At 58.6% G+C, this 23880-nt stretch carries 26 protein-coding genes and 1 tRNA gene; 23 read left to right on the top strand and 4 right to left on the bottom strand.

The features are described 5' to 3' along the window. Positions 1-126: 126 nt before the first annotated feature. The 16 genes from M9Q49_RS26785 to M9Q49_RS26710 all read left to right on the top strand — a co-directional run bounded on the left by M9Q49_RS26785 (position 127) and on the right by M9Q49_RS26710 (position 16129). The gene (locus tag M9Q49_RS26785) at positions 127-843 is read left to right on the top strand and encodes a hypothetical protein (protein ID WP_254512373.1); all 717 of its coding nucleotides are present in this window, start codon (positions 127-129) and stop codon (positions 841-843) included. Between the two features lie 377 nt (positions 844-1220). Then, the gene (locus tag M9Q49_RS26780; RefSeq protein WP_254512372.1) at positions 1221-3434 is read left to right on the top strand and encodes a hypothetical protein; all 2214 of its coding nucleotides are present in this window, start codon (positions 1221-1223) and stop codon (positions 3432-3434) included. A gap of 113 nt (positions 3435-3547) precedes the next feature. After that, positions 3548-3621 (top strand) — tRNA-Arg (locus tag M9Q49_RS26775). A gap of 560 nt (positions 3622-4181) precedes the next feature. Further along, positions 4182-4388, top strand: a complete 207-nt coding sequence (locus M9Q49_RS26770) for an excisionase family DNA-binding protein (protein WP_254512370.1) — start codon at positions 4182-4184, stop codon at positions 4386-4388. A gap of 29 nt (positions 4389-4417) precedes the next feature. After that, positions 4418-4642 carry a hypothetical protein gene (locus M9Q49_RS26765; protein ID WP_254512368.1) on the top strand — a complete coding sequence of 75 codons (225 nt, stop codon included), beginning with the start codon at positions 4418-4420 and terminating at the stop codon, positions 4640-4642. Continuing rightward, positions 4639-6333 (top strand): AAA family ATPase, encoded by a 1695-nt coding sequence (locus M9Q49_RS26760; RefSeq protein WP_254512366.1) that lies wholly within the window; start codon positions 4639-4641, stop codon positions 6331-6333. Before M9Q49_RS26765 ends, M9Q49_RS26760 begins: the two co-directional genes overlap by 4 nt. A gap of 593 nt (positions 6334-6926) precedes the next feature. Next, a complete protein-coding gene (locus tag M9Q49_RS26755) occupies positions 6927-7367 on the top strand; it encodes a hypothetical protein (RefSeq protein ID WP_254512365.1) in 441 nt (146 codons plus the stop codon). A gap of 300 nt (positions 7368-7667) precedes the next feature. Further along, the gene (locus tag M9Q49_RS26750; RefSeq protein WP_254512363.1) at positions 7668-8978 is read left to right on the top strand and encodes a S49 family peptidase; all 1311 of its coding nucleotides are present in this window, start codon (positions 7668-7670) and stop codon (positions 8976-8978) included. Positions 8979-8989: 11 nt separating this feature from the next. Next, a complete protein-coding gene (locus tag M9Q49_RS26745) occupies positions 8990-9295 on the top strand; it encodes a hypothetical protein (protein ID WP_254512361.1) in 306 nt (101 codons plus the stop codon). 23 nt (positions 9296-9318) lie between these two features. After that, entirely contained in the window at positions 9319-9570 is a 252-nt protein-coding gene (locus M9Q49_RS26740) for a hypothetical protein (RefSeq protein WP_254512359.1), read from the top strand. Beyond that, positions 9533-10879, top strand: a complete 1347-nt coding sequence (locus M9Q49_RS26735) for a hypothetical protein (protein WP_254512357.1) — start codon at positions 9533-9535, stop codon at positions 10877-10879. The genes M9Q49_RS26740 and M9Q49_RS26735 overlap by 38 nt, the downstream gene beginning before the upstream one ends. Before the next feature lie 121 nt (positions 10880-11000). Further along, complete coding sequence (locus M9Q49_RS26730; RefSeq protein WP_254512355.1) at positions 11001-11453, top strand: hypothetical protein; 453 nt, start codon at positions 11001-11003, stop codon at positions 11451-11453. Positions 11454-11524: 71 nt separating this feature from the next. After that, on the top strand, positions 11525-12004 hold the full coding sequence (locus tag M9Q49_RS26725) for a hypothetical protein (protein ID WP_254512354.1): 480 nt from the start codon (positions 11525-11527) through the stop codon (positions 12002-12004). 50 nt (positions 12005-12054) lie between these two features. Then, positions 12055-12558, top strand: coding sequence for a hypothetical protein (locus tag M9Q49_RS26720; protein WP_254512353.1), 504 nt, complete (start codon positions 12055-12057; stop codon positions 12556-12558). 2 nt (positions 12559-12560) lie between these two features. Then, positions 12561-15935 (top strand): hypothetical protein, encoded by a 3375-nt coding sequence (locus M9Q49_RS26715; RefSeq protein WP_254512352.1) that lies wholly within the window; start codon positions 12561-12563, stop codon positions 15933-15935. Between the two features lie 2 nt (positions 15936-15937). Then, positions 15938-16129 (top strand): hypothetical protein, encoded by a 192-nt coding sequence (locus tag M9Q49_RS26710; RefSeq protein ID WP_254512351.1) that lies wholly within the window; start codon positions 15938-15940, stop codon positions 16127-16129. A 2-nt stretch (positions 16130-16131) separates the two neighbouring features. On the opposite strand, the gene M9Q49_RS26705 is transcribed toward M9Q49_RS26710, so the two are convergent. Together M9Q49_RS26705 and M9Q49_RS36220 are read right to left on the bottom strand one after the other, a co-directional pair. Beyond that, a complete protein-coding gene (locus M9Q49_RS26705; protein WP_254512350.1) occupies positions 16132-16677 on the bottom strand; it encodes a hypothetical protein in 546 nt (181 codons plus the stop codon). Positions 16678-16691: 14 nt separating this feature from the next. Beyond that, entirely contained in the window at positions 16692-16928 is a 237-nt protein-coding gene (locus M9Q49_RS36220) for a helix-turn-helix domain-containing protein (RefSeq protein WP_390845049.1), read from the bottom strand. A gap of 368 nt (positions 16929-17296) precedes the next feature. Here M9Q49_RS36220 and M9Q49_RS36215 point away from each other — a divergent pair, with 368 nt between their 5' ends. From M9Q49_RS36215 to M9Q49_RS26675, 7 genes are all read left to right on the top strand, one after another. Beyond that, positions 17297-17581: a winged-helix domain-containing protein gene (locus tag M9Q49_RS36215; RefSeq protein ID WP_390845047.1), complete on the top strand. Its 285-nt coding sequence runs from the start codon at positions 17297-17299 to the stop codon at positions 17579-17581. Between the two features lie 59 nt (positions 17582-17640). Further along, positions 17641-17862, top strand: a complete 222-nt coding sequence (locus M9Q49_RS26700) for a hypothetical protein (RefSeq protein ID WP_254512349.1) — start codon at positions 17641-17643, stop codon at positions 17860-17862. Positions 17863-18032: 170 nt separating this feature from the next. After that, positions 18033-18413, top strand: coding sequence for a hypothetical protein (locus tag M9Q49_RS26695; RefSeq protein ID WP_254512348.1), 381 nt, complete (start codon positions 18033-18035; stop codon positions 18411-18413). Positions 18414-18511: 98 nt separating this feature from the next. Then, positions 18512-18802, top strand: coding sequence for a hypothetical protein (locus tag M9Q49_RS26690; protein WP_254512347.1), 291 nt, complete (start codon positions 18512-18514; stop codon positions 18800-18802). Beyond that, positions 18799-19071 (top strand): hypothetical protein, encoded by a 273-nt coding sequence (locus tag M9Q49_RS26685; RefSeq protein WP_254512346.1) that lies wholly within the window; start codon positions 18799-18801, stop codon positions 19069-19071. Before M9Q49_RS26690 ends, M9Q49_RS26685 begins: the two co-directional genes overlap by 4 nt. Positions 19072-19187: 116 nt before the next feature. Next, the gene (locus tag M9Q49_RS26680; protein WP_254512345.1) at positions 19188-20414 is read left to right on the top strand and encodes a tyrosine-type recombinase/integrase; all 1227 of its coding nucleotides are present in this window, start codon (positions 19188-19190) and stop codon (positions 20412-20414) included. A gap of 195 nt (positions 20415-20609) precedes the next feature. Further along, on the top strand, positions 20610-21689 hold the full coding sequence (locus M9Q49_RS26675; protein ID WP_254512344.1) for a hypothetical protein: 1080 nt from the start codon (positions 20610-20612) through the stop codon (positions 21687-21689). Positions 21690-21696: 7 nt separating this feature from the next. On the opposite strand, the gene M9Q49_RS26670 is transcribed toward M9Q49_RS26675, so the two are convergent. Both M9Q49_RS26670 and M9Q49_RS26665 read right to left on the bottom strand, forming a co-directional pair. Next, a complete protein-coding gene (locus tag M9Q49_RS26670; RefSeq protein ID WP_254512343.1) occupies positions 21697-22614 on the bottom strand; it encodes a sugar phosphate isomerase/epimerase family protein in 918 nt (305 codons plus the stop codon). Positions 22615-22708: 94 nt separating this feature from the next. Next, positions 22709-23869 (bottom strand): Gfo/Idh/MocA family protein, encoded by a 1161-nt coding sequence (locus M9Q49_RS26665; protein ID WP_254512342.1) that lies wholly within the window; start codon positions 23867-23869, stop codon positions 22709-22711. Positions 23870-23880: the final 11 nt, after the last annotated feature.

Below are 23880 nucleotides of genomic sequence, written 5' to 3'. Positions count from 1 at the left end.
ATCTTGCGATCGCGTTGCGAATTGGCATCACGCTTGCTTTAAGGGAGCACATCAACACGGATGACAAAACGAACTCAACACAAAGCCAGAACAGTCAGCCAGACACGAGACACGGGGAGAGATGAGATGAAACGGTTCTTTCAATTTGCAGTTGCCGCGATCATTGGTCTGGCGGGGGTTTCGGCCGTTCAAGCTCAGACCTACAGCAGTGGCGGCAACGAAGCTCCACAAGCTTCGGCGTTTCCCTGGTTCGCCTATCGGCACGCTTCGACTTACGAAGAAGGTGTGCTGACCGGCCAGGCTCGTTTGCTGCACGCTCAGGGTTTGTACAACCAGCTGACGGCTGACGCTTATGTGCGTGCTCAGGATGGTTACAAGAAGCAGCTGGAGAATCGCCAGCAGGAAGTGATCACTCACTTTAAGGTGAAGCAAATCAACGCGGATTTCCGCGCTCAAAATATGCCGCGTCCGTTGTCCAAGGAAAAACTGGATCAGTGGAACCGCCAGGATCAGCCCAATCGGTTGTCTCGCCAAGAGTACAACACCGACACCGGCGCCCTGCAATGGCCCGCTGTGCTCCAAGCCCAGGTCTTCGATGGCCATCGGCTGGTCCTGGACGACTTGTATGCTCGCCGCGCGGCCGGCGACTTCGGGGTGAACAGCCCGTTCTATCAACAGGTAAATCAAAGCACGTCGCAGATGCGAGACCGACTGAAGAATTACCTGAAGAGTGAAGACCGCTGGTTCAGCTCGCAGGAATACACGCACGCTCAAAAGTTCCTCAACGGCATGCTGCAAGAAGCCCGCCTGGCCCCCGATCTGGACGGCCTGGCCGCCAACTAACTTGCGGCTGCCACAAGGAACGCTGCTTTAACCGGCGGCGAGTTGTTACCGCGGATCCGCCTTTCATTCCACGGATCCGCAGCCTCGCCGCCTTCAACATAAGGGTGGATACCCGCTGGGAGGGGACGACAAGCCTGGATGGTTTGTCGTCCCCTCATTTTATTTCTTGGCGACTCATCGCCGCAGATCGTCGCCGAATATTCCATATTCGGTGGTGGCGGTGGCAGGCAGATAAACGCTGGAATGAGCGCAAGCGATATTCCAGCAAGTTCGGCGAGTTGAGCCTGACCGATATTGGCACCCTGCCGAACCCCTCCATCGGTATAGCCCGCAGTGCCCCGAAAGGTGACAATTGGCTAACACCTGAAAGGATTCTTATGCTGCTGCGCATGCTCGCCATTGTTCTGGCACTTGCATATTTGCCCGCGATTGCTGCGGAACCGCCTGCCGATTTGCGCGATGCAGCAGCCTGGTACCAGGCCGCCCGGGCTGAGGCCGCGCGTATTCCCGATCCAGAGCAGCGAAATCTGCTCGGGCAACTGGCTGCCGCTTCGCAAGAAGTCACCGAAGACGAAGCCGTAAAACAGGTCGATGCGCTGCGTGCGAAATACCGAGGCCGCCCTGGCGTGCAAGACTGGCAGCTCTCGCGCGAGGCAGCCCGGCAATACGACACGCTGGGCTACTATCGGCGAGCAGCCGAGGCGCTGGATCAGGCGGAGCGCGAGGCCAGCAACCTGGAAATGATAAAGGACGAGTCGATGAGCCAAATCGATTCTGATCGGCGCTCACTCATTTCGCGAGCCGCGGAACAAGATGCAAAATTTGTGGAGGAACTGGCCGACAAGATCAAGGATCCGACCCTGCGCTCGGGAGCCCTCAGCTCGCTGGCCTATCGTCTGGCAGAGTCAGACATCAAGGACGCGGAAAGAGTTCTGGCGAAGGTGGGGGGCGAACGGGGCAACCTAGCACTGATAGACATCTTGCTCTGCCGCTCGTCAAACATTTCGCGAGCCGCGGAACAAGATGCAAAATTTGTGGAGGAACTGGCCGACAAGATCAAGGATCCGACCCTGCGCTCGGGAGCCCTCAGCTCGCTGGCCTATCGTCTGGCAGAGTCAGACATCAAGGACGCGGAAAGAGTTCTGGCGAAGGTGGGGGGCGAACGGGGCAACCTAGCACTGATAGACATCTTGCTCTGCCGCTCGTCAAAAACCCAGAAGGCTCCGCACGTGAAGCGCGGCATCGAGCTGCTGTTGCGAAATGTGTTCACGATGTCCGATGCCGACTTGGCCCGCTGCTTTGGTCGTGTCCAGAGTGTTGTGAAGGAAATTGTCGCTACCTGCGATGCCCAGCAAGTAACGCTGCTGACAGAGCTGCTCGAGCAGACACCGCGCGAGTCACATCGACACTTCCATGCGATCAACTGCCTGATCGATTTACGAGTCGCTCAAGGGCGCATCGACGACGCGTTGAAACTGGCTGATAGCAATGGTGATGCCTTTCGTCAGAAAATTCGGCGCAGAACAATCTCGCTGGCCCTGATTAGCGCCGGTCGCCTGGCAGATGCGGAAAGTGTTTCCGATGAAACGGGGCGGGAACTCGCGATCGAGTATCTGCGCGCGAAGAAGCCCCGCGAAGCTTTGGCCGCAGCACGGCGGATCGACGATATTCGCATCGCCTATCCTCACGTAGTCGCCGCATTAGCGCTCCTGCCAGCCGATGATCGCGACACGGCAGAGCAAGCGTTAAACGATTTGGTTTACGACGATGTCCGCGCCCACGCGCTCGCGGCCTGGGGAGTCAAGGTGTCGGACCAACGAGAGCCCGAACGAGCTCGCGCGCTGGTGGCCCGCGCTGAGAAGTTGCTGCCACAAATCAAAGACCCAGTGCAACAGCGTTCTGCCGGCTTGGCCGTCGGTCAGGCCTACATTCTGGTTGGCGCCGAGCGGGAAGGGGATGCGCTGCTGAAAAAATTTGGCACCTCGTTCCATTCTCTCCAATTGCGGCTGACGGCTGCGGATCAGCGGTTGCAGGCCAAGGATCAAGCCGGATTCGAGCGCGAAATGGCGCAGGCCTTGTTGATCTTGGAAGCTGAGACCCTGCTTTCGTTTGGTGAAAACACGGCGAATGAAGAATTCTCCCCTGAACACTGGCAACGTCCCCGGCCGCGGCATCCGCAGTTGCGGGAAGGCTTCGGCGGCCCGCCGGCGCCCCCTGGGTTCGCGCCATGGACTCCTGCGAGGCCGGCCCCTGCTGCCCCCGTCGCGCCAGAGCAACTCGCCCTCAACGCACACGACGATGCAGTGATTCGATTTCAATTCTTCGTGCAGGCATCGCGGTTATATCGTAAGGCAGGAGATGGAAAGCAAGCCCGCAAACTGGGAGCCGCGGCGATCGCGTCGTACAGCAAGATCGGCGGTTCGTTCGAGCGCTGGGAAACTTTCGCCGAGACCTTTATGAATGAGCAAACGCCAGAGCGACTGCAGGAACTGGCTGAACTCGCGCAAGACGCCAAGAACCCTGCCGACCGCACGGTACTCCTCACGCTGGGCGGAGCGCTGGCGAAGCACTTGAACGATCAACCAAAGTAGACGGCCGGCAGGTAATCTTCAGTGAGCACGAAAAGCCGAATCCGGCAAAACACCCTGTTTTGCAGCGTGTTTCATGCGTTCAACGCCGTCTGCTACAATGGCTTTGTTAGTCCGCCCTCATAGCTCAGCTGGATAGAGCATCTGTTTCCTAAACAGAAGGTCGTGGGTTCGAATCCCGCTGGGGGTATCCAAGAAAACACGCGTTTTACCGCGTGTTTTCGCATTTCTTGGCTTGTGTTTCTGGCCGCCGCTGCTCGCTGATGTGGCCTGGAATGCCCTCACGTGGCGTACGTTTGGGCGCAGAACAGCGCACAGTCACTTGGCCAGCCTCTCGGACGCACGAAGTCAAATGAGGTAGCGTCATTCCACTTGCGGTCGCTTGACAGCTTTGTGACCCTCGCTAAATTTGGGGACGTGTTACGGCAGAAAGGCACGACCTGCATATTCCACTGTCGGAAACACAAAATCGTCCTACTCTTGCGGCTATAGCTCCGGACTGGCAGGGGACGGTTTAAACGCGCTTTCTTCATGCGGCGTGTTTGAAACAAATTGATCTGCGCTCAGCGACGGCATCGGATTGCCGTGCGAGTGGTTCCGACCCCAATGGTTTGCCGTGCCTTCGTGCCGTCATTCTATTTCGCGCTACCGACGTAGTTCGGTTTCACGCTCAGGCCCGCATTCTGCGCCAGTCGCAGGGTCGCGGGCTTTTTCGTTTTTGTCCCACATTTGTTGAAGAGAGACTTAACGATGGTTGCCAAGGTAGAAAAGAAGCCGTCAGAACTGGAGGCGGCATATCTCGGAATTAACGCCGCCGGCCAGTACATCGGCGTTGCAGGAAAAACGATCCGCAACCTTCTGGACGCGAAAAAACTCACGCGCTATCGGGTAGGTCGGCGCGTCGTGGTGTCCCGCGCGGAACTCGACAGCTACATGCGTTCTTCGGCTGATCGGTAATCTCCCCCCGAGCTTGCGAAGGAGGGCACGTGATTACTTTGCCAAACGAGAGCATCGGAGCAATCGCTCGCGATTCCGCGCGGTACAAGCTGGCCGATCACATCGAGCAGCGTGCCGCAGATCTCGCTGAGCAACTTCGCTGCGACGATGTCGATGCCGCTATCCGCGCTGCAACCGCTTTGCGAGCGGCCGTCGACTGGATCGGCATGGAGTTGATTAAGAAGAGCATCGCACCAGCCGTGGAGGTTTCGTGACTCGCTCGAGCAAAACACGAAGCGACGGCAAGACAGTGAAGGTGAACGGCCACGCGAATGTTTTCAGCGTTGAGACGTTCCTCAGTCAAAACGCCGAGCGGCAATTGCTTGCCTGCATTCTTGTTGATCCAGCGGTGCTGTTGCTTTCGGACGTCGCACGTGTGCGGCATACCCACTACCTCGACCCGGACCTACAGCAGGTCGCTTACGCGATCGATCGGTTGCGTGATGAAGGAAGGCCGGTCGTTGATACTCGTGTGGTTGAAATCTTTAGAGCGAACTGTGTAACTGATCATCGGCGATTGTTTTTCGAAATCAGCAGTAGTATCGGCACGACGGCGGACGTCCGAACCTACGCAGAGATGGTGCTCGATGCAGCGGCTCGCCGTCGACAGTCGCAATTGGCCGAAGAGATTCAACGGCAAGTGCTCGCCAATTTGCCGCCGCGCGACATTGATGGATTGCTTGAGCAGTATCTCGCAAATCGGCAATTGCGCGACACGTCCGATGCATTTCAGTTGCTCACATGTGATCAAGTCGCAGAGTGGCCTGACGAGGAGTATCTGGCCGACGGTCTCATCGTGAAGGGGCAGCCTGGAGTGATCGGTGCACCTTACAAAGGCATGAAGACGTCGGTTTGTACTGACATCTGCATATCGCTACCGACTGGCGGCATGTGCCTTGGATTCTTCCGCGTTCGCCGGCCGGTGAAAACGCTGTTCATGAGCGCGGAGAGTGGGCTATCAACGCTGAAGAAGACTGCAGCATCTGTTTGCCATTCTGCTGGTCTCGATTGGCCACAACGCGTAAATGGAGAAATCGTAGGAGATGAACTCTTGCGGGCGAACCTCCGATGGTGCACGACACTTCCGAAGATTGGCATAGACGACGATCTGCGGCGACTGGACCACGCCTACCTTGAGTTTCCATTCGAAGTTTTGGTAATCGATCCACTGTTCAAAGCGATCAGCGGCGACGGTGCCGAAAATCTAATGATTCAAGGCGCCAAGCTCATGCACCTGCAGAAGTGGTGCGAGGAACGCACGGTTACGTTGATTGTTGTTCATCACGTCAGTAAGCCTGCCTCTCGTCTATACGATCCAGCAAAACTTGGCGATCTCACATATGCCGGCATTGCTGAGCATGTTCGCTGGTGGCTTCTGATGAGTCGACGAGAGGAGTACTTGCCGCCAAACCCTGTGCACAAACTCTGGTTCTCTGCGGGTGGATCTGCTGGGCACGCTGGGTTGTGGGCACTCGATATTGATCAGGGGGAATTCGAGGAAGGTAGGCCGCGGCTTTGGAACGTAACTCTGCAGCAAGGCGATGAGGCGAGGCGATCAGATCAGGATCAAAAGACATCTGCTCGCGAGACAGCAAAGCAAGCCAAGATTCGCGAGAACTTGCAAACGATCCTGACCGTTCTCTTGAAGTTCCCTGAGGGCGAGACCCAAACCGCAATTCGAAATAACACCGCGCTCAACAGCAGCCAGGTAGCCGCCGCCATCCGCGAAGGCATCGACGAACGGCAAATCGTCCCCTGCGAAGTCCGAAAGAGTGGCCAGAGGACGCCGCGCGAAGGCTTCAGATTGAACACACAAGATACCCACCGGGAAAACCGGGAAAACAACCATCAGGAAAACACGTTCCCACTGACCGGGAGCACCGGGAAAGGGAAAGGGGGTCTATAAGACCCCTCCTTTCCCGTTCCCGGTCGTGCTCGTTCCCGTGGCAGTAGGTCATCGGGAAAGTTTCCCACTGAGTCCAAATGAAACAGCAACCTACATGGCGACTAACGTTACGGCCGCTCGCCGATGCGCGGGATCCGAACGGAGCGCTGCGCATTCGCCAATTGCTGAAGTCTCCCGATCCAACGCCCGAGGAGATCGCTGCGGGTTGCAAACGCATTCGACTGGGCTGGGATGAACGCACGGAGCTCGCACGCAGCTACGCCACGCCGCCCGTGCCGCCGCCCCCGAAGCCGTCTCAAAGTGAGCCTGTCTCAAGTCGAGACGATGGGGGCGCGGGGGAGGGCGCTACGCCCCCGGGGGCTTTGGGTCCTTTCCTGGCAGATGCTGCTGGAACGTTGCCAACCGCCATCACCCACCCCATAGAGATAGTCCGTCCGGCTAGCCGCCAGGGTGCCACAACTAGCGATAAACCCAGTCCCGCGAGCGATTTATGCAATGCAGACGTTCCTGGCTCCGCTGGGCTCCCGCCGAAATCCACCGACTTGGCGGTCGGCTCCGTGCCAAAGCCGAAACGTGGAAGGGCTGGGGCCGCCGTGAGCGACAAAACCTCGCATGCCGTCGGCGATCGCCAAACTTCCACGCCCGAAACAACCCGCCGAGCACCTGGCCGCAAGCCGCGCGTCGACTCAGCCAAGCCGTCAGAAAAGTCGAACTCCGATTCGCCGAAACCTGGGGCGTCTGGTCGGAGCGTGCCTCCAGAGCTGTCACGAAAGCCGCTGAACGTCACCGCCGCAGAACTGCTCGCGATTCTTGATTCGCAACGTCATCGCTGCCCGTTGACCGGTCGGCAACTGACGCCCGGTACCGCAAGCGCGGATTACATCACGCCGCTGACAGTCGGCGGCCGGCCCGAGGTTGGCAACATCCGCATCGTCGCGCACGAGGTGCGGCTCGCGAAAGGCGGAATGACCGATGAGCAGTTTCTGCGTCTCTGCTGCGAAGTCGCCGATTATGTGCGGGGTGCGAAGTCGTGAAGTCCGCGGCAAAACCTTCGACGAAGAACAAGCGACGGCTGCCGCGAGAGGGCGAACCGAATCGGTACGCAGAGTGGGTGCGACCGCGCTGTCCGCTTTGCGATGGAACCGCCTTCACCGCCGATCGCGGCAAAGTCCAAGAAAACGACGGCAGCGTATATCAGCGTGTCACCTGCAGCGACGAAAAGTGCCAAGCAAAGTTCATCACCTACGCTAAATGATTTCCCGTTTTTTTCCAGATTTGCAGTTTTTCTTCCAGAATCTGGAAATCGCCTTTTTCGATCTGCTTCAATCACGGCCATGGATACGAACCAACAAATTCGACTCGATAATCTGGAGCTTGCGGTTAACTCTTATCCGCGAGTTGATGACTATTTCGGCATCTGGTCGATTTACGAACCCGTGTTCCGAGCATTTGCGGAGCGCCACAGCGGCCTGAACGTGGGCGAGCATGTGCGGCAATCGATGTCGCAACCACGATCGCCAATGTCGGCCGAGTATCAAACCACCGCCGATGGCATAGCAATCATCGAGATCGTCGGTGCGATGATGAAATCGCCAAGCTCGCTCGCTGGCGGTTGCAGCACCGTACTCGCACGGCAGCGACTTCGCGCTGCGAAACGAGATTCTTCAGTCGTTGGCGCCATTTTGCGAATGGATACGCCTGGCGGCACGGTGAAAGGCAATGCCGATCTCTGTGCCGACGTCGCCGCGTTCGCTGCCGAGAAACCGATCTTCTCTTTCATCGAAGACATGTGCGCGTCTGCCGGCGTCTCGGTCGCGAGCCAGGCAACCAAACGATATGCCAACACCGAGAAGGCCGTCTACGGCTCGATGGGCACCTACGGTGTGCTGGTCGACTACAGCCAAGCGGCTGAAAAAGCCGGCATCAAGGTTCACGTCGTTCGGGCTGGTGACTTCAAGGGAATGGGCGAGCAAGGCTCCGCGGTGACTGACGCTCACCTCGCCGAGATGCAGCGTTTGATCGATGGCATGAATGATTCTTACATCGACATGATCGCGAAAGGCCTGCGGAAGTCGCCCGCATCGATTCGCGCACTCGCCGACGGCCGCGTGTTGTTCGCGACCGACGCCGCGGCGAAGGGACTCATTGACGGCGTGCGAACGTTCGATCAAGCGTACGCCGAACTTCTCTCAGCAACCAAATCACGCCCGGGTACTTCGCCCGCGGCAAAGCCTTCAGCCTCATTGCCGACGTCGCCGCCGGCGAACATCCGGAGCGAAACAATGCCAGACGTCGCACAAACTCGCAAGCTGACTACCGCAGAACGAGCGGAGTCGTTCAGCGATCACGTAGCAGATCTCGTCGCGCGGGGCGTGGCTCGCCCTCAAGCAGTCATGCAGGTTGCCAAGTCACGGCCTGATCTCCATCAGGCGTACGTCGATCACACGAACCACAAGCCGGCGGCATCGATGAGCGCGGCGAACCGCGCCGAGGTCAAGTCTGCTTGGGTCCGGCAAGTCGCAGCGATCGCCGAAAGTCGCAAGGTCGACCGTCACAAGGCGAGCGCGATTGCTGCGCGTGAAAACCCGACTCTGCACGCGCAATTTCTCCGCGCAACGAATCCCAATTCAGCCGCATTTGACTAGGACAAAACGCAATGTCTCGCTTCCCGATTGAACAAATCACCGCCGGCGACGTCGCCGCTGATGAAACCACCCCACTTTGCGTTTTTGGGGCGTCTCGCGGCGTGTTTCGCACTCCAGCGGCAATTGCCGGCGTGGTGACTGTTCATAGTTGCGATTCGGCCAAAGGCGAGTATGCACCGCTCATCAGCGCGGGAAACGCTGTCACATTCACCGTCACCCCAGGCAAAGACTTCATTCTGCCGGACGCCATTTTCAATTGTCGGTTCGTGAAGTTCGCCTTTCCAAGCACATTCATCGCGACTGTCAGCCTGCGCTGATCGGCCGCAAAGAAGGGTCCGTTATGGATATTTCAGTCGCCACACCAGCTGAGTTGATCAACGAACTCGTCAGCCGCAACGGCGCGATTGCTCCTCTGATGATCACGGGTTTAGCCACGCGAGCGGAATTCTTGGGAGCCGTCGTCAACTACACATCGTTCGATGCCACAAAACGATGGAATCCGCTCACGATTACAGCTTCCCCGTCGCTCGCTCGGCGACACCTGATTGATGTCCTTGAGCGGGCCAAAGATCAAACCGAACGAGGAGCCTAAAAAGGCGGATCACCCGCCTTTTGAACACCGCTCAAGCTCCAATCACCAAGCTCCAGGAAATCAAACCATGTCCGCACGTGCCGCAGTGACCGCCGCTGAACTCGAATCTCTGAAGGGAATCGGAGACGACGACGATATTGCCGTTGATGTCGACGAAGTGAATCCAGATCCACATGGCGTTCTCGATTGGCTCGTGAAACACTTCGGTGATCGAACCATCGAGCGCAGCGATTGGTTGCTGATGTTGAATGACGAAGCCTCATCGGCGTTGCGAACTGCCGAAGCGGAAAAGGAAATCCGAAGCACGTTTCAGCGTGTGACTTATACGGCCAGCGGCCACCATCACACATTTACTCATGACGGAATTGGAGTTTCTACCGCAGTAGAGTTTCTGCGCAAGACGAAGGTTTCGATCAAAGTCACAAAGGTGATTGAAGTACTGCAGTCACTCACGCTTAGCGAAGCGCTGCCGCTCTCGAACCCCAAGGTGGGTTTCGGCCGAAACGACATTACGAACTTCCAAACGGCCGTACAGCTGCTTGGATTTCCTGGTGACAGGCTCACCGCGGCATTGCAAGCTGGCGAGATACGAAATGCTGAAGGACACTCGGAGCATGGCGGCTACCTGACATTCGACGCGCTTCGAACTTGGGTCGAGAAATACAACATCGTCCCCACCTGGTCTCCCTCGCTTGCCGTGCGAATTCTTCGCCAGCGGAAAAATGCCGACAACGAAGTCGCGGCAACAGCTGTCGAGACTGCCGCCAACGCCAACGCCACGGCGAAACGTGATGCCGACCCGGTTCATCAGGCCTTCGACATTGTCGGCGAGTGGAACTCTGCAGAAGACAAAGCCGCAATTGAGGCACGGCAGAAAACCTTGGCGATCTACCGCGAGGTGATCACGCGGATGAAAAACAATGAGACCGTCGACGGCGATGTGAAATTGCTGGCCGAAGTCTGCGCGTCTCTTCATTGCCGATTTGCGAATGATGGGCCAGAAATTCAAAAGGCGTGCAAGGAATCAAGCTGCACGCATGAGGCGTTCGACCGTGAGCGTGCGGTGCGCGACGTCGCCTTGCTTCGTGAAGCGGACGAGCTTACGGAGTTGGCGAAAAATACAGATGCGGCGATTGCTGAGGTGAAAGCGGCGGTAGCAGATCACGCTGAGCTCGAGAGTCGTTACAAGGCTGAGATCAAAGCGGCCAGCGAGCGCAGGATCCTCGCTTGGCGTGCGAATGCGGACGCCAATTCGGCGCCAGGCAAGCTGGCTGAACTGCGTCGCAAGAATCCACTTTTATTCGTTTAGCTTGGGGGCCGCGCGGACCGTTCTCTGCTTTGGCCGCGCGGCCTTTTTAATACGATCGTCGGGCGGCTTCGCGGGTCAGCTGGAATAGCGCCGCGAAGCCTCTCGTATTTGCCGGTCACCTATGGCGAAGCTCTGCTCAAAAAACGGAAAACTCCTCAGGCGCAACGGGAAGCTTCTGCGTGCCGGACCGGATGGCAAGTGTTGCTGCTGCAAAGGCAGCGGCCCGCCGGCTTGGAAGCTTTGCGACTACACCGACATCAATCCCGATATTCTTGGTTCGCGCAACGGTGGCAACTACGTCGAAGGGGCAGCAGAGACCTGGGGTGACCTGTATCGCCTTTATTACACGATCAACCAGAATGTCGACCCGTGCGTTGATCCTGATCTGGGCGCGATCACTCCCAATCCCCGCGAATTTCTCAGCGGTCTGACGCAACCAGGTGGCAAAATCGGAGCGACAGTTTACGGCTCAGATCAGGACCCGCTTAGCGTTGGATTGCATTACGAAGGCTGGGAAGTTGCCTCGCAATCGCCAATTTTACGTTCCCATTTCCTTACCCGATGCTCGGCATGACAGCCAATTGCTCACCATCCGAGCTCGAGATCACCGAATAATTTTTCACTTCATGCTCATGGAGATTGTCAGTGCCAAGTTTTAAAGACAATGCCGGCCGCGAATGGCTGGTAAACCTCGACACCAACAAAGTCAGCGTGATCCGTCGCGAGTGTAACTTCGATCCGATCGCCATGGATGCGGCCGGTTTTCAGCGCCTGAGCGACGACATGTGCTTGTTGGTGGATGTGTTGTATGTCGCTTGCCGTCCTCAGGCCGACGAACAGAAGATAACCGCGGAGCAATTCGGCCGCGCTCTTGTCGGCGATGTCATCGAGCCGGCAACGGTGGCACTTCTCGCCGCGATTGCGGATATCTTCCCGAAACGAAAGCGCGAGGTTGTGCTTTCGGTGGTTAAGAAGATCACCGACGCCAATGAACGCGGCATGACCAATGCTCTCGAAAAGTTGAATGACGAGAGCATTCAAACGCAGATCGATGGCGCGCTTGAGCAGCGTTTTCAAAGCGACTTCGAGAAGCTGCTCGCGAAGATCGCGAACGGCGACTCCTAACCTTCGAAAGTTGGTTGGTGGAAAAATTACCACCAAGCAAGTGAATAGCGATGTTCGACGTCAAAACGCAGTTCGAAGATACCTCGAAGCCGATTCTGTCGGCGGCTGAAAAGGAAATCGACCGCGCGCTACAGCGGACGTCGTACGCAATCAGCCAAGATGCTAAGAGCACGATCAAAAGAGCCCCGCCAGCAAGTGGCGGTGGCCGTCGACGGGGGCGGCGGGCTCGAAGGCAAAACTCACGGCCGGGTGAAGCGCCGCTCACTCGCGGTATGCCCCGGAAGAACATCCGTGCCGCAATTCGGTACGACGTCGACAAGGCAAGCGATACCGCGGTGATCGGCACGGGTTATTCGATCATCGGTGACGTCGGTGGCTCACTGGAGCACGGCGAAGATCGGCCGTCGACCTCTTCTTTGGAGCACCTCGCCCCTCGGCCGTTTATTGGTCCGGCGCTTGATCGAAAAGAGAGTCTGCTGGGCTCATCGTTCAGCGGCCGCATCGGCGACGGCGGGATGGGGAGCAGTTATTCGGGCATTGGCTCAGGAGGCTAGTTGTGGCTGCAAGTGATATTCGCGCGGGCCGGGCATTCGTCGAACTCAGCGTGAAGAACAATCTCCCCGCCGGCATGGCGCGAGCTCTCAATGGCGCCAAGCAGCAGTTGCAGGCGTTTGGCGCGGGCATGCAGGTACTCGGTTCCAGCGTGGCACGAATTGGGTTCAGCATCGCTGCAACGTTTGGCCTAGTTGCCTCTGCGCTCGCGATGCCCATCAAGGCCGCCGGCGATCTGATGGAAACCGTCAGCAAGTTCGAAGCAGTCTTTGCCGATCAGGCAGGCGCGACTCGCAAGTGGTCTGAAGAGTTTGCGGCAGCAGTTGGCCGGTCGAAGTCCGAAACGTTGACGTCACTCTCAGCGTTGCAGGCATTCTTTCGGGGCCTGGGGATGGGTTCGGGGAAGGCTGCAGACTTATCCAAAGAGCTGACCGCACTCAGCGTCGACTTCGCGTCATTCCACAACATTTCGGATCCTGAAGCACTGCAGCGGTTCATTTCTGCCCTCAGCGGTTCGGGCGAAGTGTTGGACATGTTCGGCGTAAATATTAAAGAGGCAGCACTCAATCAGAAGATGCTGGCGATGGGCTTTCCGTCGATTCAGAAGGGCGCGACGGAAACGCAAAAGGTGCTGGCTCGCATATCGATCATCAGAGAATCGATGGGCCGCCAGGGTGCCATCGGCGATGCCATCAAAACCGCCGGGTCATTCTCGAACCAACTGAAGGCCTTGCAGGGTGCGATCAAGAATACTGCAGAGGCATTCGGCAACGACCTGCTCCCGGTTGTCACGCCGCTGATCACGCGCGGCCGTGAAATCGTCGAAGTCGTGGGCAAGTGGATCAAGGCGAACAGCGGCCTGGCTGTGTCGATCGCACAAGTTGCCGTTGCTGGCATCGCGATCGGTGGTGTAATTGCTGCCGGCGGCGCTGGCCTCATTGGGTTCGGCTTGGCGATTAGCGGTGCAGGTACCGCGCTCGGCGTGTTCAGCACAATGCTTTCGCCGGCTATCTACGCGACGAACCTTTTCAACTCGTCACTCGCCGGCATTCAGCGATTTGCGATCAGTGCCATCGGCAGCGTGCAGCGCGTCGGCATGTCGATCGGCAGCGGATTTGTGACAGCACTAAACCTTGGCCGATCCGCACTTGGCACAGTTGCGGTCGCCGCTCGCACAATGGCCGACGTGGTTGGAGCGGCTGCGGTCTCGGCGGGAAATGCACTGTGGGCAAGTTTGAGTAATGCAGCCAGCAAGGTCCCCGCTGCGTTCAACGCGATCGTTGCCAGTGCTCGCTCGGCATTCGCAAGCGCAACCTCCGTTGCGAGCAAGTTCAGCACCGAGTTGCAGTATTGGCTCGGTCGACCGCTGACGTACTTCAAAGCAGCGTTTCCGATCCTCGCGATGGATCTCGCCACCGGCATGGCCAACGCGATGGGCAGGATCCGGGGAATCGCCGCTACGGCCGCCGACGGCGTTCGCGCGGCGTGGTCAAGTGTGTCAGCCAGAGTCGGCAGTGCTCTCTCCGCCGCGGTGACGTCGATTACTTCCCGACTCGGCGCAGTGGCCAGTCCGCTTGCTGGCAAGATCGGCCAAGCCTGGGGAGCGGCAACGGCTGCGATCTCGACTCGCGCGGCGGCTGCGTGGAACGCGGTGGCCGGCTCGGCAAACTCCCTTCTCAATCGCCTCAAGCAGCAGTTTGGTGCCACGGCTCCGTTGATCGGCCAGGATCTCCGCAAGCTTGCTGGTTATGCAGCATGGGCCGCCCGAGGAGTTATTTCTGCGTTTGCATCGGCGGGACCAGCGATCGCTCGCGGGTTGACGACCGCGGCGATGGGGGCATTCAATCGCATTCGATCCATGGGAGCCTCAACGGCCGGGATGATGGCCCGCGGGGTGGGCGCTGGTGCTCGCGGCATCGGCGGTGCGTTGTCCGGCGTTGCTGGTTTGATCAGCATGCTTGGCGGAGGGGCTGGCGGTGCTCTCGGCCAGGTCGCAATGATCGCTCCGCAGCTGATGATGATCGGTAGCAGTCTGGTGGCCATGCTCAATCCAGCCACGCTGCTCATCGCCGCGGTGGCTGGCGGCGTGTATCTCTGGACGCAGTACAGCGCCGAGGGAAAGGCCGCGTTGAATCAAGTGACGGCCGCACTGGAGCCGTTCCTGCAGATCGCTCAAAAGACGTTCGGCGGAATTTACGACGCGATCAAAGCAGGCGACTTGGCGCTTGCCGGCAAAATCGCGATCGCTGGGCTGAAGCTCGCCATCGTCACCGGTATGGAGAACCTCGGCAACCTGATCGGTGGCACGTGGGGCAAAGCGGTGAAGGACATCGGTGGCAAGCTCGCCGGCGGCGACTTCAAAGGAGCCTGGGAAACGACCGTCAAGACGATGGCAGCCGTTTGGGATTCGTGGTCTGAGGGTGTGGTGAAGACGTTCACCGGCGCCATCACGCAAGTCGTGGCCGCTTGGAAAAGCGGTGTGAATGCGATAAGCGATTTTCTTCTCGAAGCATCCCTTGCCGGCGGCGCGCTTGGTTTGATTGCCAGCGGCATCCTCGGTGTCGACATGTCCAAGGAAGATCAGCGAAAGGGCGTTACTTGGGAGCGACAAAAGCGGACTCTCGAACTCAAATTGCAACAGCACGAAAAAGCGATCGCAGAGGCAGAGGCCCGCGGCGACACAGCGACTGCAGAAAATCAGCGACGTGGACTTGAAAACACAAAGGCCGAATTGGCCAAGGGGCGCGGCACAGTAATAGCCCCAAATGTTCTCGACCAAACGAAGCAGTTCGCCAAAGAATTCACAGGTGCGACTGCGACTGGGCTCGACAAGGTCATCGCGGAGATGAACCGCACGGCAGAAATCAACAATGAGGCATCCAACGCGGCGTTGGATGACTTGTTGCAAGGTCGACCGGACAACGCAAATGCCGCGATCGCAGATGCACAGAAGGAACTCGACGTGCTGAACGCCGAAGCGCGCAAAAAGCGAGGAGAGAAGGATCGTCGCGACGCGTGGGATGAAGTCGACAAATTGCTTGGTCCGGATCTCGGCGTTGCCGGTGGCGGCGAAGCCGGCGCGGCAGTGCAAGGGATGCTCAATGCAAAGTCGATGACGGCGACGTTCTCGGCAGCAGCGGCGATTGCCATGGGCCGCGGTACATCTGGTGGCAATCCACAAGAGCGGGCGGCCAAGGCAGCAGAGAAGAACGCGGAGTTGATGAAAGAATCGCTCGACTTCGCAGCCGACAGCAACAAAGTTTCGCGCGAGCATCTGAAGTTCATGACCGAAAGCAACAAGACTCTGCAGAAAGCCAGAGAGACACTGGCCGACGTCGAGCGCAACACGCGAAAAATGGTCGCAAAGGCAGGACCGTAACAATGGCCGAATCTGAAAGAATCGCTCGTCTGGAAGCCACAGTGGTGGCACTATCCGAACAACTGCTGGTTGTTGCTCAGCAAGTTGGCACGCTCACCGAGCATCTGCGGGATCTGACCAAGCATGTCCGCGATCATGTGATCGACGGTCCTCACGATCAAGGCCGCGACGAAGCCGACTGGTGGAAGCAATGAGCTTACGGACCATATTTGCTATCTGGTCCGTACTCGGTGATCAGGTAATCGATGCCTTTGGCGAACTGATCTGCGGTCCATTTGTCCGGCCTTTTTTCGTCTACCGAAATCCGATTCACGTTGGCAACTGCAGTCAACAGCGGCAGATTATCCGCGTAGCCCGGGCTCCGCATGATTTCAGCCAGAAGACGGCTTGCACGCTGCCAGTCGGATTCAGATCGTGCCGCGCTGATCTCACGGCCGTACCTCAGTTGCAAATCGGCCGGCAGCTTTTTGTACTCGGCGACGATCGCGGCCGGCGTCTTCCCATTCAGAGCGGAGACCGGTGCGAGCAACTTTGCGTTGTCCGTCGTGGCGCTCAGTGCCGCATGCATCGCGAGCACCTCAGCGGCCGTGGTGAACTCGGCCGCGGCTGCCGGCTCGAGAGTCGCCGCGACGCGTGTCACCTCGGCGTGAACGTCGTCGACCTTTGCGATCTTCAGTCGCGGTTGACCGCTGCAGCCGGCGATACAACAGAGAAGGATGACGGCGGCTATTCGATTGAACATGCTGCTACCCCTTGCTACCCCGAACCTTTAGCAGGTTTTGCCTTCTTGCCTGGCTCTTTAGGAAGCGGCGGGAGAGTCAGCACAGCTCCGACATATTCACAAAGCGTGTCGAGTGTCTCGCCGCGGATGTTCTCGCCGCTGAGAAAATCGGCCACCGTTTTTCGACTGAGCCCAGTTTGCTTATGGATTCGGTTTTGCGAATCGCCACGAGCGATCAAGTGGGCGCGAAGTTGTTCGGTGACTTTTGCCATAAGGCCGGAGTCTAAACAGCTGCGCAGGTCACCGGCAGTGCGACTTTTGCCGCAGTGCTACATATCCCACATTGCGAGATAGTTGACAGTGGTGTGTTGCGGGTGTCATATTGCCCGCTCACCCGTTACCGCGGCAGGGAGCCGTGTGGATACGAAAAAAGCCCGCTGAAGGCTGGAACCCATCAGCGAGCCGGTGCAAATGGTCCCGGATAAGGAACGTTGCGATGTTGATTCTACAAGCCGCAATTCGGAGCGGCAATTCTGAGATTGGGAAGTGCGACACCGGCTGTCGCACTATTTTGCCCGGTCCGCTTCATCCGCCTGTGCTATCGCCAGGCTGTTTCCCCCGTCATCCCCGAGGGTAACCGATGATCGCTCCCGCCAATTTCGACGCTGAGACTGCAATCGATCGCGTTCTGTACATCACGGAATTGCTCCGCCACGCGTCCTGCCCATTGAGCGCCGGCACTCTTGCCGATCGCCTCGCTGAGCGGACAAGCAAACCTTGGAGCAAGCGAACCGTGCTGAGGGATCTGCGGCTGTTGCACCGTCGAGGCTACGTCGAACCATCGGGCGGGGGTAAACGCGGATCGACTGTCGTTTGGCAATGGCGCGGCGTCGCGGACCTTTCCGCGCGCCGACCGTCGGCATGACGCCATCGGATCCGCGAGACCGGCTTTCAATTTCACTCCCAGTCCTCGGAAGGATTCTCATGTACATCAGCAATCAGCCGGCGGAAAAATCCGTGCGGCCTGAAGATAGATTCGTTCCCGTCAAATGGCCCTTTCGCGTCGTCGACGTCGACGGCTGCGAGCTCGGTCAGTTCGATCTGCTGGCCGATGCCCTCGCGGCATTCAACAGCAATGACAACGCCGCGGCCGTCTCGATCGGTAGTTACATCGTCACGCGTCGACGCGAAGGCGGTGCAGCATGAAGAGAACACCAAAAACAGAAACGATCGAAGCGTTGGCGGTCTTCACCAAAAACAAAGTATTGGCGGGCTCGGCGATAAGTTTCGCTGCGAACCAACGCGATGTTAAGCGGCACGTGAGCCGGAACAGGCGATGGTTTTATGAGGAGGGATACCGCACGCAAAAAATCCCGGTGACATTCGATTCGCGCTTCGTCGCAGTGCAGTGCGAGTTGTGGGATCGCGATTTCAAGTTTACGCCTGCAAGTCTGTTGGACATTCCAGAGCTAACGACTTCCTTCAATCCGATCGGCGATCAACTGTTTTCAGGGTATCAAACGCGATCCGAAGTACTGCGAACTGTCGTAAAGCAGAATCGGCCGTTGCTGAATGACTGGAGCGAGGAGAGTGACGAATGGTGGCTGGCAATCGAAGTTGGCAGCTGCTCACTTGAGTACCTCATCAGCATCGAAATGACTGGTGACATGGGTCAGTTGAACTCCTGCGGCCATATGCCGGTTCGCCTCGTCCGCCCCACGGCAGCCGAGCTCGCGGCGATCGGCGGTGTCCGTTGATTGCACCAAACTTTCAACACCGGACGGAGACTCGGCGCGGTATTCAGTTCGAACGGTTATTTCGCATTGCTGAGCAACTACGGTCGCGGCGGCTTGGCATGAGCATCGCCGATCTGGCGTATGAGATCAGCGAAGTAACTGGGCGCGACTGGAATCCGAGAACGATTCGCCGAGACCTGCATCTGCTCGAGTTTCTTGGCGTGGTCGACGTCGACGAAGATCACTGCAATTGGCACGGCTGCGATTTGATGGACACGCCGGCGGCGGTTCAGCCTGCATTGTTTGCAGCCGCGGCTGCATCGCAAATCGGCAGGATGGTTGACGCTGTTGTGTTGCCAGGCATCGCCGATGTGATTCGTCAGAGGAGCGGTCCGGGAGGTGTTGAGTGAGTTTACGCGACGATGCGTTGACGGCCGCCGACGAGGCGATCGATCGAGCGACCGTTGCTGTGCAAGAGGCGATCGAGCGCAAGGAGCGGATGCGGCGCCACATCACGCGCTGCGTTCGCAACCTCAGCGATCTACTCGTGAGCTCGTTTGATGATGAGCTTTCGACGGGCGAAGCCGCGGCCGTCGACGCGATGCTCAAAGCAGCTGCGGCAATTCACGAATGGAGAAGAACGGCAGCCTCCAATGTGGCCGCCGCTGAGCAATCATGAAAAGTGCGAGCGGGCGGACCTAAGTTGTCCGCCGGTTCAATTACCAAAGTGGCAAGGATGGCCCGTGGCAAACGCCGCGGGCCTTTATTTTTATCCCCAAGATCCGGAGACGAATCATGCCCCGAAAACAAAAACTACCCGCCGGCATGTGGAAGCGCGGCGGCGTCTACTATGCCCGATTCCGCAAGAACGGCCGATACGTGCGGGAGCGTCTCTCCCGTTCGTTCGATGTCGCCAAGGAAGCGCTCAACGCGTTGCGGGCCCGGGCCGATCGGGCGGACTTCGGCATCGTCGACAACGATTACAAGTGGGACACGCTGAAGAAAGAATTCATGCGGTGGGCTCAACAGTCGATCGAGCGGCCAGGGGAACTTCAGCGGCACCTCGAGCAATTCGAGAAGTACTTGAAGGTCAACAGCATTCGTCAGATCGATCACGAGTACGTTGTTGGCTTCCGCGAATGGCGGCTGGTGCAACCGATCTATCCCGCCGGCCTGAAGGTTGAAAAAAGAGAGAACTACAAGCCGAAGCTTCCTTCGCCGCAGACTGTCAACCTTGAAGTTGCCACACTGCGAGCGATGCTGAACCGCGGCGTTGAATGGAAACGCATCGGCCACAATCCGATCGCCAAAATAGCGCCCCTGGCTATCGATGAACCGCGAAAGCAACGCCGCGCGCTGACCGTCGAGGAAGCCGGCAAACTCTTCTCGCATGCTCCAGCGTGGTTCGTGCCGATCCTGCGACTTTTCGCCACCACCGGAATGCGGCACGATGAGGCGGTGCAGTTGCTGTTTTCCGATATCGACTTTGAGTCGCGCGCTCTCACCGTACGGGCCAACGTCGCGAAAAACGGGAAGGCGCGCGACATCCCGCTTGATGAGCAAACGTACGCGTTGCTGCTGGAGCTGCGGGAGGCTGCGCGCGACCGACGATCAATCGCCGGCAAAACGCCACCGGGCCGATTCTCGGCGAATCACGTCTTCGTGACGGCTTACAACACTCCACGCAAGAACAACCTGCTGCGTGCGTTCTACGCGGTTTGCAAACGGGCCGGCATCGACGGAGCGGAGCCAGGCGGCAGCGTCGACATTCACTCGCTCCGGGTCACCTTCACCACGCTGGCCATGGAGCACGGCGCAAGCCCGAAGGCTGTACAGTCGATTTTGGGACATTCCACGCTCGCGCTGACGATGAAGGTATACGCCCGGGCGACGGAGAAGGCGAAACGCGACGCAATTTCCGCGATTCCATTCGCTGCCGCGAAGGCCCCGGAACACGTGCTTGCGATGGTACAAAAAGAGCCAGAAACGCGCACAGCCTCTAAAGTGGCGGCGCAAGGCTAGTCACTGTCGCGATTTAGGGAAACGACCATCCAATTCCTAAACAGAAGGTCGTGGGTTCGAATCCCGCTGGGGGTACTGTCTTTTTGGCCGCTGCCGCAGATCTATTTTTCCCGAAATAGATAAATCTTTTTCCGCCGGTCGAGCGTCTATCTCCACAGCCAGCTGCTGGGGCGCAGCGGTGCCAGGAGACGATTTATGCGGTTGCAACTCGGGCGAACGGCGTTTTTGGGAATGACGTTGGTGCTGGCCGGCACCGGAGTCGTTGGCGTGCAGGCTCAGGGAAATCGGTTCGGGCCGCCTCCCGAGCCGAAGCCGTTGACCGCGGCGCAGAAGGATCAGATCGAAGTCTGGCGCAAACAGTTTCCCTACGTCTCGCTGGCCGAACGTTTGAAGTATGAGGACGCGCACCGCGAAGACGCCGCCAAAAAGCTGGAACCGCCAGCCAAGCCGGACGAGTCCAGCGACAAGCAGGCCCAGAAAAAAAAGTCGGAGCTCAGCTTGCGAGCGCAGTCGCTCGAAATGCTCCATTCCAATCAAGTCGAACGGTTCATCGCCAATCAGGGTTTGGGTTTTCGGCGGATGATGGCTCCGGCGCCCGAATATCTGCAGAGCGGGCCGCCCGTGCAGTCGATTCCGTTCGACAAACTGCCGCCCCTCTCGGCTGAAGAAGCGGCCCTCAAACCCACGTCGTTTCTCTTGGGAGAAAAAGCTCCCGCCGATGCAGCCGATCCTGCCATGCTGAAGCTCATGCCGACGCGGAGCGAGGTGGCTAACTTTCATCGCGGCGCGCAGTACTGGTTTCTGCCGGTGTGGGGCTTCGGTCACGTGAAGAGTCGCGACGAGGTCGCGGGCTTTCTGCCTCACGCGTTCACCGAAGGGCCGAAAATGTCGGTCGATTCGTACCGGCTGCCGCAGTTTGCCCCGCCGGGTAGCGATCCGCCGCAAGATCCCAACCGCTGGAAGATCGCCCGCCTCGAACTCGTCAGCCTGTTGAAGCAAGCCGAGCCGCGCGTCTATGAATCAAAGCACCTGCCGCGGATGGATGAGTTGCGCGATGCGCCGACTCGACCGCTAACGAAGTTCGAAAGCGCGAGCCTGGCCAAGCTACAAGAAGGCGGCGAACTGCCAACGTCGAGCACGACAAACCGAATCGAGTTCGTCGGCGCGATCCGCGCGGGGCAGAACTGCCTGCAATGTCACGAAGTGCGCGAAGGAACCATGCTCGGCGCGTTCTCGTACGAGCTGCGGCGCGAACCACCGCTTACGGTGGAGTAATAGTTTTTCACCGCCCGATGAACTGCCGTAAGTAAATGGCGCTTTGTTTCAACGCGCGCTGGCGGCTGGCGAGGGAATCTTCGTAGGCTCGGTCTTCGACTTCCACGCAGACCGGGCCGCGGTAGCCGGTTTCGGAGAGGGCGGCGAAGAAACGGCCCCAGTCGACGTCGCCCAGGCCGGGGAGCTTGGGAATGTGGTATTCGTTGGGGTGCGCGAGGATGCCGACGTCGTTAAGCTTGTCGGTGTCGACGCGGACGTCCTTGGCGTGGATGTGGAAGAGGCGATCCTTGAAGTCGCGCATCGGCCGTGTGTAATCCATCTGCTGCCAGATCATATGCGACGGATCATAATTGAGGCCGATGTTTGGGCTGGCGAGATCGGCGAACAGTCGACGCCAAATCTTCGGGCTGGTGGCGATGTTCTTGCCGCCGGGCCATTCATCCTTGGTAAAGGACATCGGGCAGTTCTCGATGCCGATCCGCACGTGGTGCTGTTCGGCCAGTTTGACGAGCGGCCGCCACGTTTCGAGCAGTCGCGGCCAATTGTCGTCGACCGATTTTGTCCAGTCGCGGCCGATGAAGGTGTTCACCGTGTTCAAGCCGAGCAGCGGCGCAGCGGCGATTAGCTTTTTTAGATGCTCAACGCTCTTTGCCGCTTCGTCGGCATTCGGCGAGAGGGCATTCGGATAATAGCCGAGCGCACTCACCTCGACGCGCGATGCGGAGATGACCTTCTTCACTTCCGCGGCTTGCTGCTCATCGAAGTTGGTCACGTCGATGTGCGTCACGCCAGCGTACCGTCGCTCGGCTTTGCTGACCGGCCAGCACATCACTTCGACGCAGTCGTAATCGTGCAGCGCGGCGAATTGCAGCACTTCTTCGAAACTCAAGTCGGCCAAGATAGCGCTGACGAAGCCAAGTTTCATGGGGATTTCCTGTTGTTAGTTCGTGGTTCTTTGTTCTTAGTTTAGAGAAGTTCGGCCTGGTTTATTGCATTCGCATTCAACGAAGAACAAAGGACTAAGAACCAGGAACCTCCACCCACCGCCGCTCTCGATGACTCTTCAAAATCGCTTCGCACAGCACAATCTCTCGGTGCCCTTCGGCGAGTGTCGGATAAGGCTGCGGGCCGGTCGGCGATTTTGACAAGCTGCCGTAGAACATGCGAAAGAGCTGCTTAAAGGAATCCGAAAAGCCTTCGTTGTGGCCGCCGGGATAAGTGGCGATGCCGCGGGCGAGTGGCGAGAGGAGAGCCGGGTCGCGAACCAGGAGTTCGCTGGCGCGATCGCGCTGGCCGATCCAAAGTTCGTTGGGGCATTCGCTGTTCCAGCCGAGGGCTTCGCTGCGGCCGGCGATTTCGTAGCGGATACAGTTTTTTCGGCCGGCGGTGGTTTGCGAAACGTGCAAATTCCCTTTCGCGCCGCTGGCGAACTGCAGCAAGATATTGCCGGCGTCCTCGGTATCGATCGGCACTTCCTCGTCGTGCACCGGCGTGGCGCGATCGGCTTGAAAGGTTTCGACGCTGGTCATGCCGCTCGGCCGTTTCCGGACCGGATGCACCGTCTGCAGATCGGCGCAGACTGCCGTCACTTCGTCGCCGACGATGAACTGCACCAGATCGAGCCAATGCGTGCCGATGTCGGCGATGGCGCGGAGTTCGCCACCTTCACTCGCGAGGACTCGCCAATTGAAATCGGTCTCCTTCAGCAGCCAATCTTGCACATAGGAGCCGGTCACATGCAGCAGCGGCCCGACTTCGCCGGTGGCGATTCGTGCGCGAGCTTCGTGGCAAAGTGGATAGAAGCGAACGTTGTAGCAAACACCCGCATGCACGCCAGTCTCTTTCGCCAGTTCAACGAGCGCTGCCGACTCAGCCGATGTCATCGCTAGAGGCTTTTCGCAGAGCACATGTTTGCCGGCCCGCATGGCCGCCGCCGTTTGCTCGGCGTGATGGCGGTTGGGCGAGGTGATGTGCACTGCTTGCACCGCTCGATCGGCGAGCAATTCTTCGAGCGAACCATAAGCCCGGGGAATGCCGTACTTCTCTGCGGCGGCCTGCGAGCGCGCCGGCGAAGAGCCCAAAATGCCCACCACCTGCTGGCCGGCTCGGCGCACGGCTTCGATGTGAATCGGCCCGATAAAACCAGTGCCAATCAGGGCAACTCCAAACGACGTTGACATCTCCGCCTCAT

The sequence above is a fragment of the Anatilimnocola floriformis genome, assembly GCF_024256385.1.
Classification (GTDB): domain Bacteria; phylum Planctomycetota; class Planctomycetia; order Pirellulales; family Pirellulaceae; genus Anatilimnocola; species Anatilimnocola floriformis.
The sequence above is the reverse complement of the archived record's forward strand: the minus strand, read 5'-3'. Positions and strand labels throughout refer to the sequence as shown.

What these genes read in the sequence shown, in the direction of transcription:
- M9Q49_RS26785 (WP_254512373.1), top strand. Translation starts at nt 127, where the DNA reads ATGAAACGGTTCTTTCAATTTGCAGTTGCCGCGATCATTGGTCTGGCG.
- M9Q49_RS26780 (WP_254512372.1), top strand. Translation starts at nt 1,221, where the DNA reads ATGCTGCTGCGCATGCTCGCCATTGTTCTGGCACTTGCATATTTGCCC.
- M9Q49_RS26770 (WP_254512370.1), top strand. Translation starts at nt 4,182, where the DNA reads ATGGTTGCCAAGGTAGAAAAGAAGCCGTCAGAACTGGAGGCGGCATAT.
- M9Q49_RS26750 (WP_254512363.1), top strand. Translation starts at nt 7,668, where the DNA reads ATGGATACGAACCAACAAATTCGACTCGATAATCTGGAGCTTGCGGTT.
- M9Q49_RS26745 (WP_254512361.1), top strand. Translation starts at nt 8,990, where the DNA reads ATGTCTCGCTTCCCGATTGAACAAATCACCGCCGGCGACGTCGCCGCT.
- M9Q49_RS26740 (WP_254512359.1), top strand. Translation starts at nt 9,319, where the DNA reads ATGGATATTTCAGTCGCCACACCAGCTGAGTTGATCAACGAACTCGTC.
- M9Q49_RS26730 (WP_254512355.1), top strand. Translation starts at nt 11,001, where the DNA reads ATGGCGAAGCTCTGCTCAAAAAACGGAAAACTCCTCAGGCGCAACGGG.
- M9Q49_RS26720 (WP_254512353.1), top strand. Translation starts at nt 12,055, where the DNA reads ATGTTCGACGTCAAAACGCAGTTCGAAGATACCTCGAAGCCGATTCTG.
- M9Q49_RS26710 (WP_254512351.1), top strand. Translation starts at nt 15,938, where the DNA reads ATGGCCGAATCTGAAAGAATCGCTCGTCTGGAAGCCACAGTGGTGGCA.
- M9Q49_RS26705 (WP_254512350.1), bottom strand. Translation starts at nt 16,677, where the DNA reads ATGTTCAATCGAATAGCCGCCGTCATCCTTCTCTGTTGTATCGCCGGC.
- M9Q49_RS36220 (WP_390845049.1), bottom strand. Translation starts at nt 16,928, where the DNA reads ATGGCAAAAGTCACCGAACAACTTCGCGCCCACTTGATCGCTCGTGGC.
- M9Q49_RS36215 (WP_390845047.1), top strand. Translation starts at nt 17,297, where the DNA reads ATGATCGCTCCCGCCAATTTCGACGCTGAGACTGCAATCGATCGCGTT.
- M9Q49_RS26700 (WP_254512349.1), top strand. Translation starts at nt 17,641, where the DNA reads ATGTACATCAGCAATCAGCCGGCGGAAAAATCCGTGCGGCCTGAAGAT.
- M9Q49_RS26690 (WP_254512347.1), top strand. Translation starts at nt 18,512, where the DNA reads ATGAGCATCGCCGATCTGGCGTATGAGATCAGCGAAGTAACTGGGCGC.
- M9Q49_RS26680 (WP_254512345.1), top strand. Translation starts at nt 19,188, where the DNA reads ATGCCCCGAAAACAAAAACTACCCGCCGGCATGTGGAAGCGCGGCGGC.
- M9Q49_RS26675 (WP_254512344.1), top strand. Translation starts at nt 20,610, where the DNA reads ATGCGGTTGCAACTCGGGCGAACGGCGTTTTTGGGAATGACGTTGGTG.
- M9Q49_RS26670 (WP_254512343.1), bottom strand. Translation starts at nt 22,614, where the DNA reads ATGAAACTTGGCTTCGTCAGCGCTATCTTGGCCGACTTGAGTTTCGAA.
- M9Q49_RS26665 (WP_254512342.1), bottom strand. Translation starts at nt 23,869, where the DNA reads ATGTCAACGTCGTTTGGAGTTGCCCTGATTGGCACTGGTTTTATCGGG.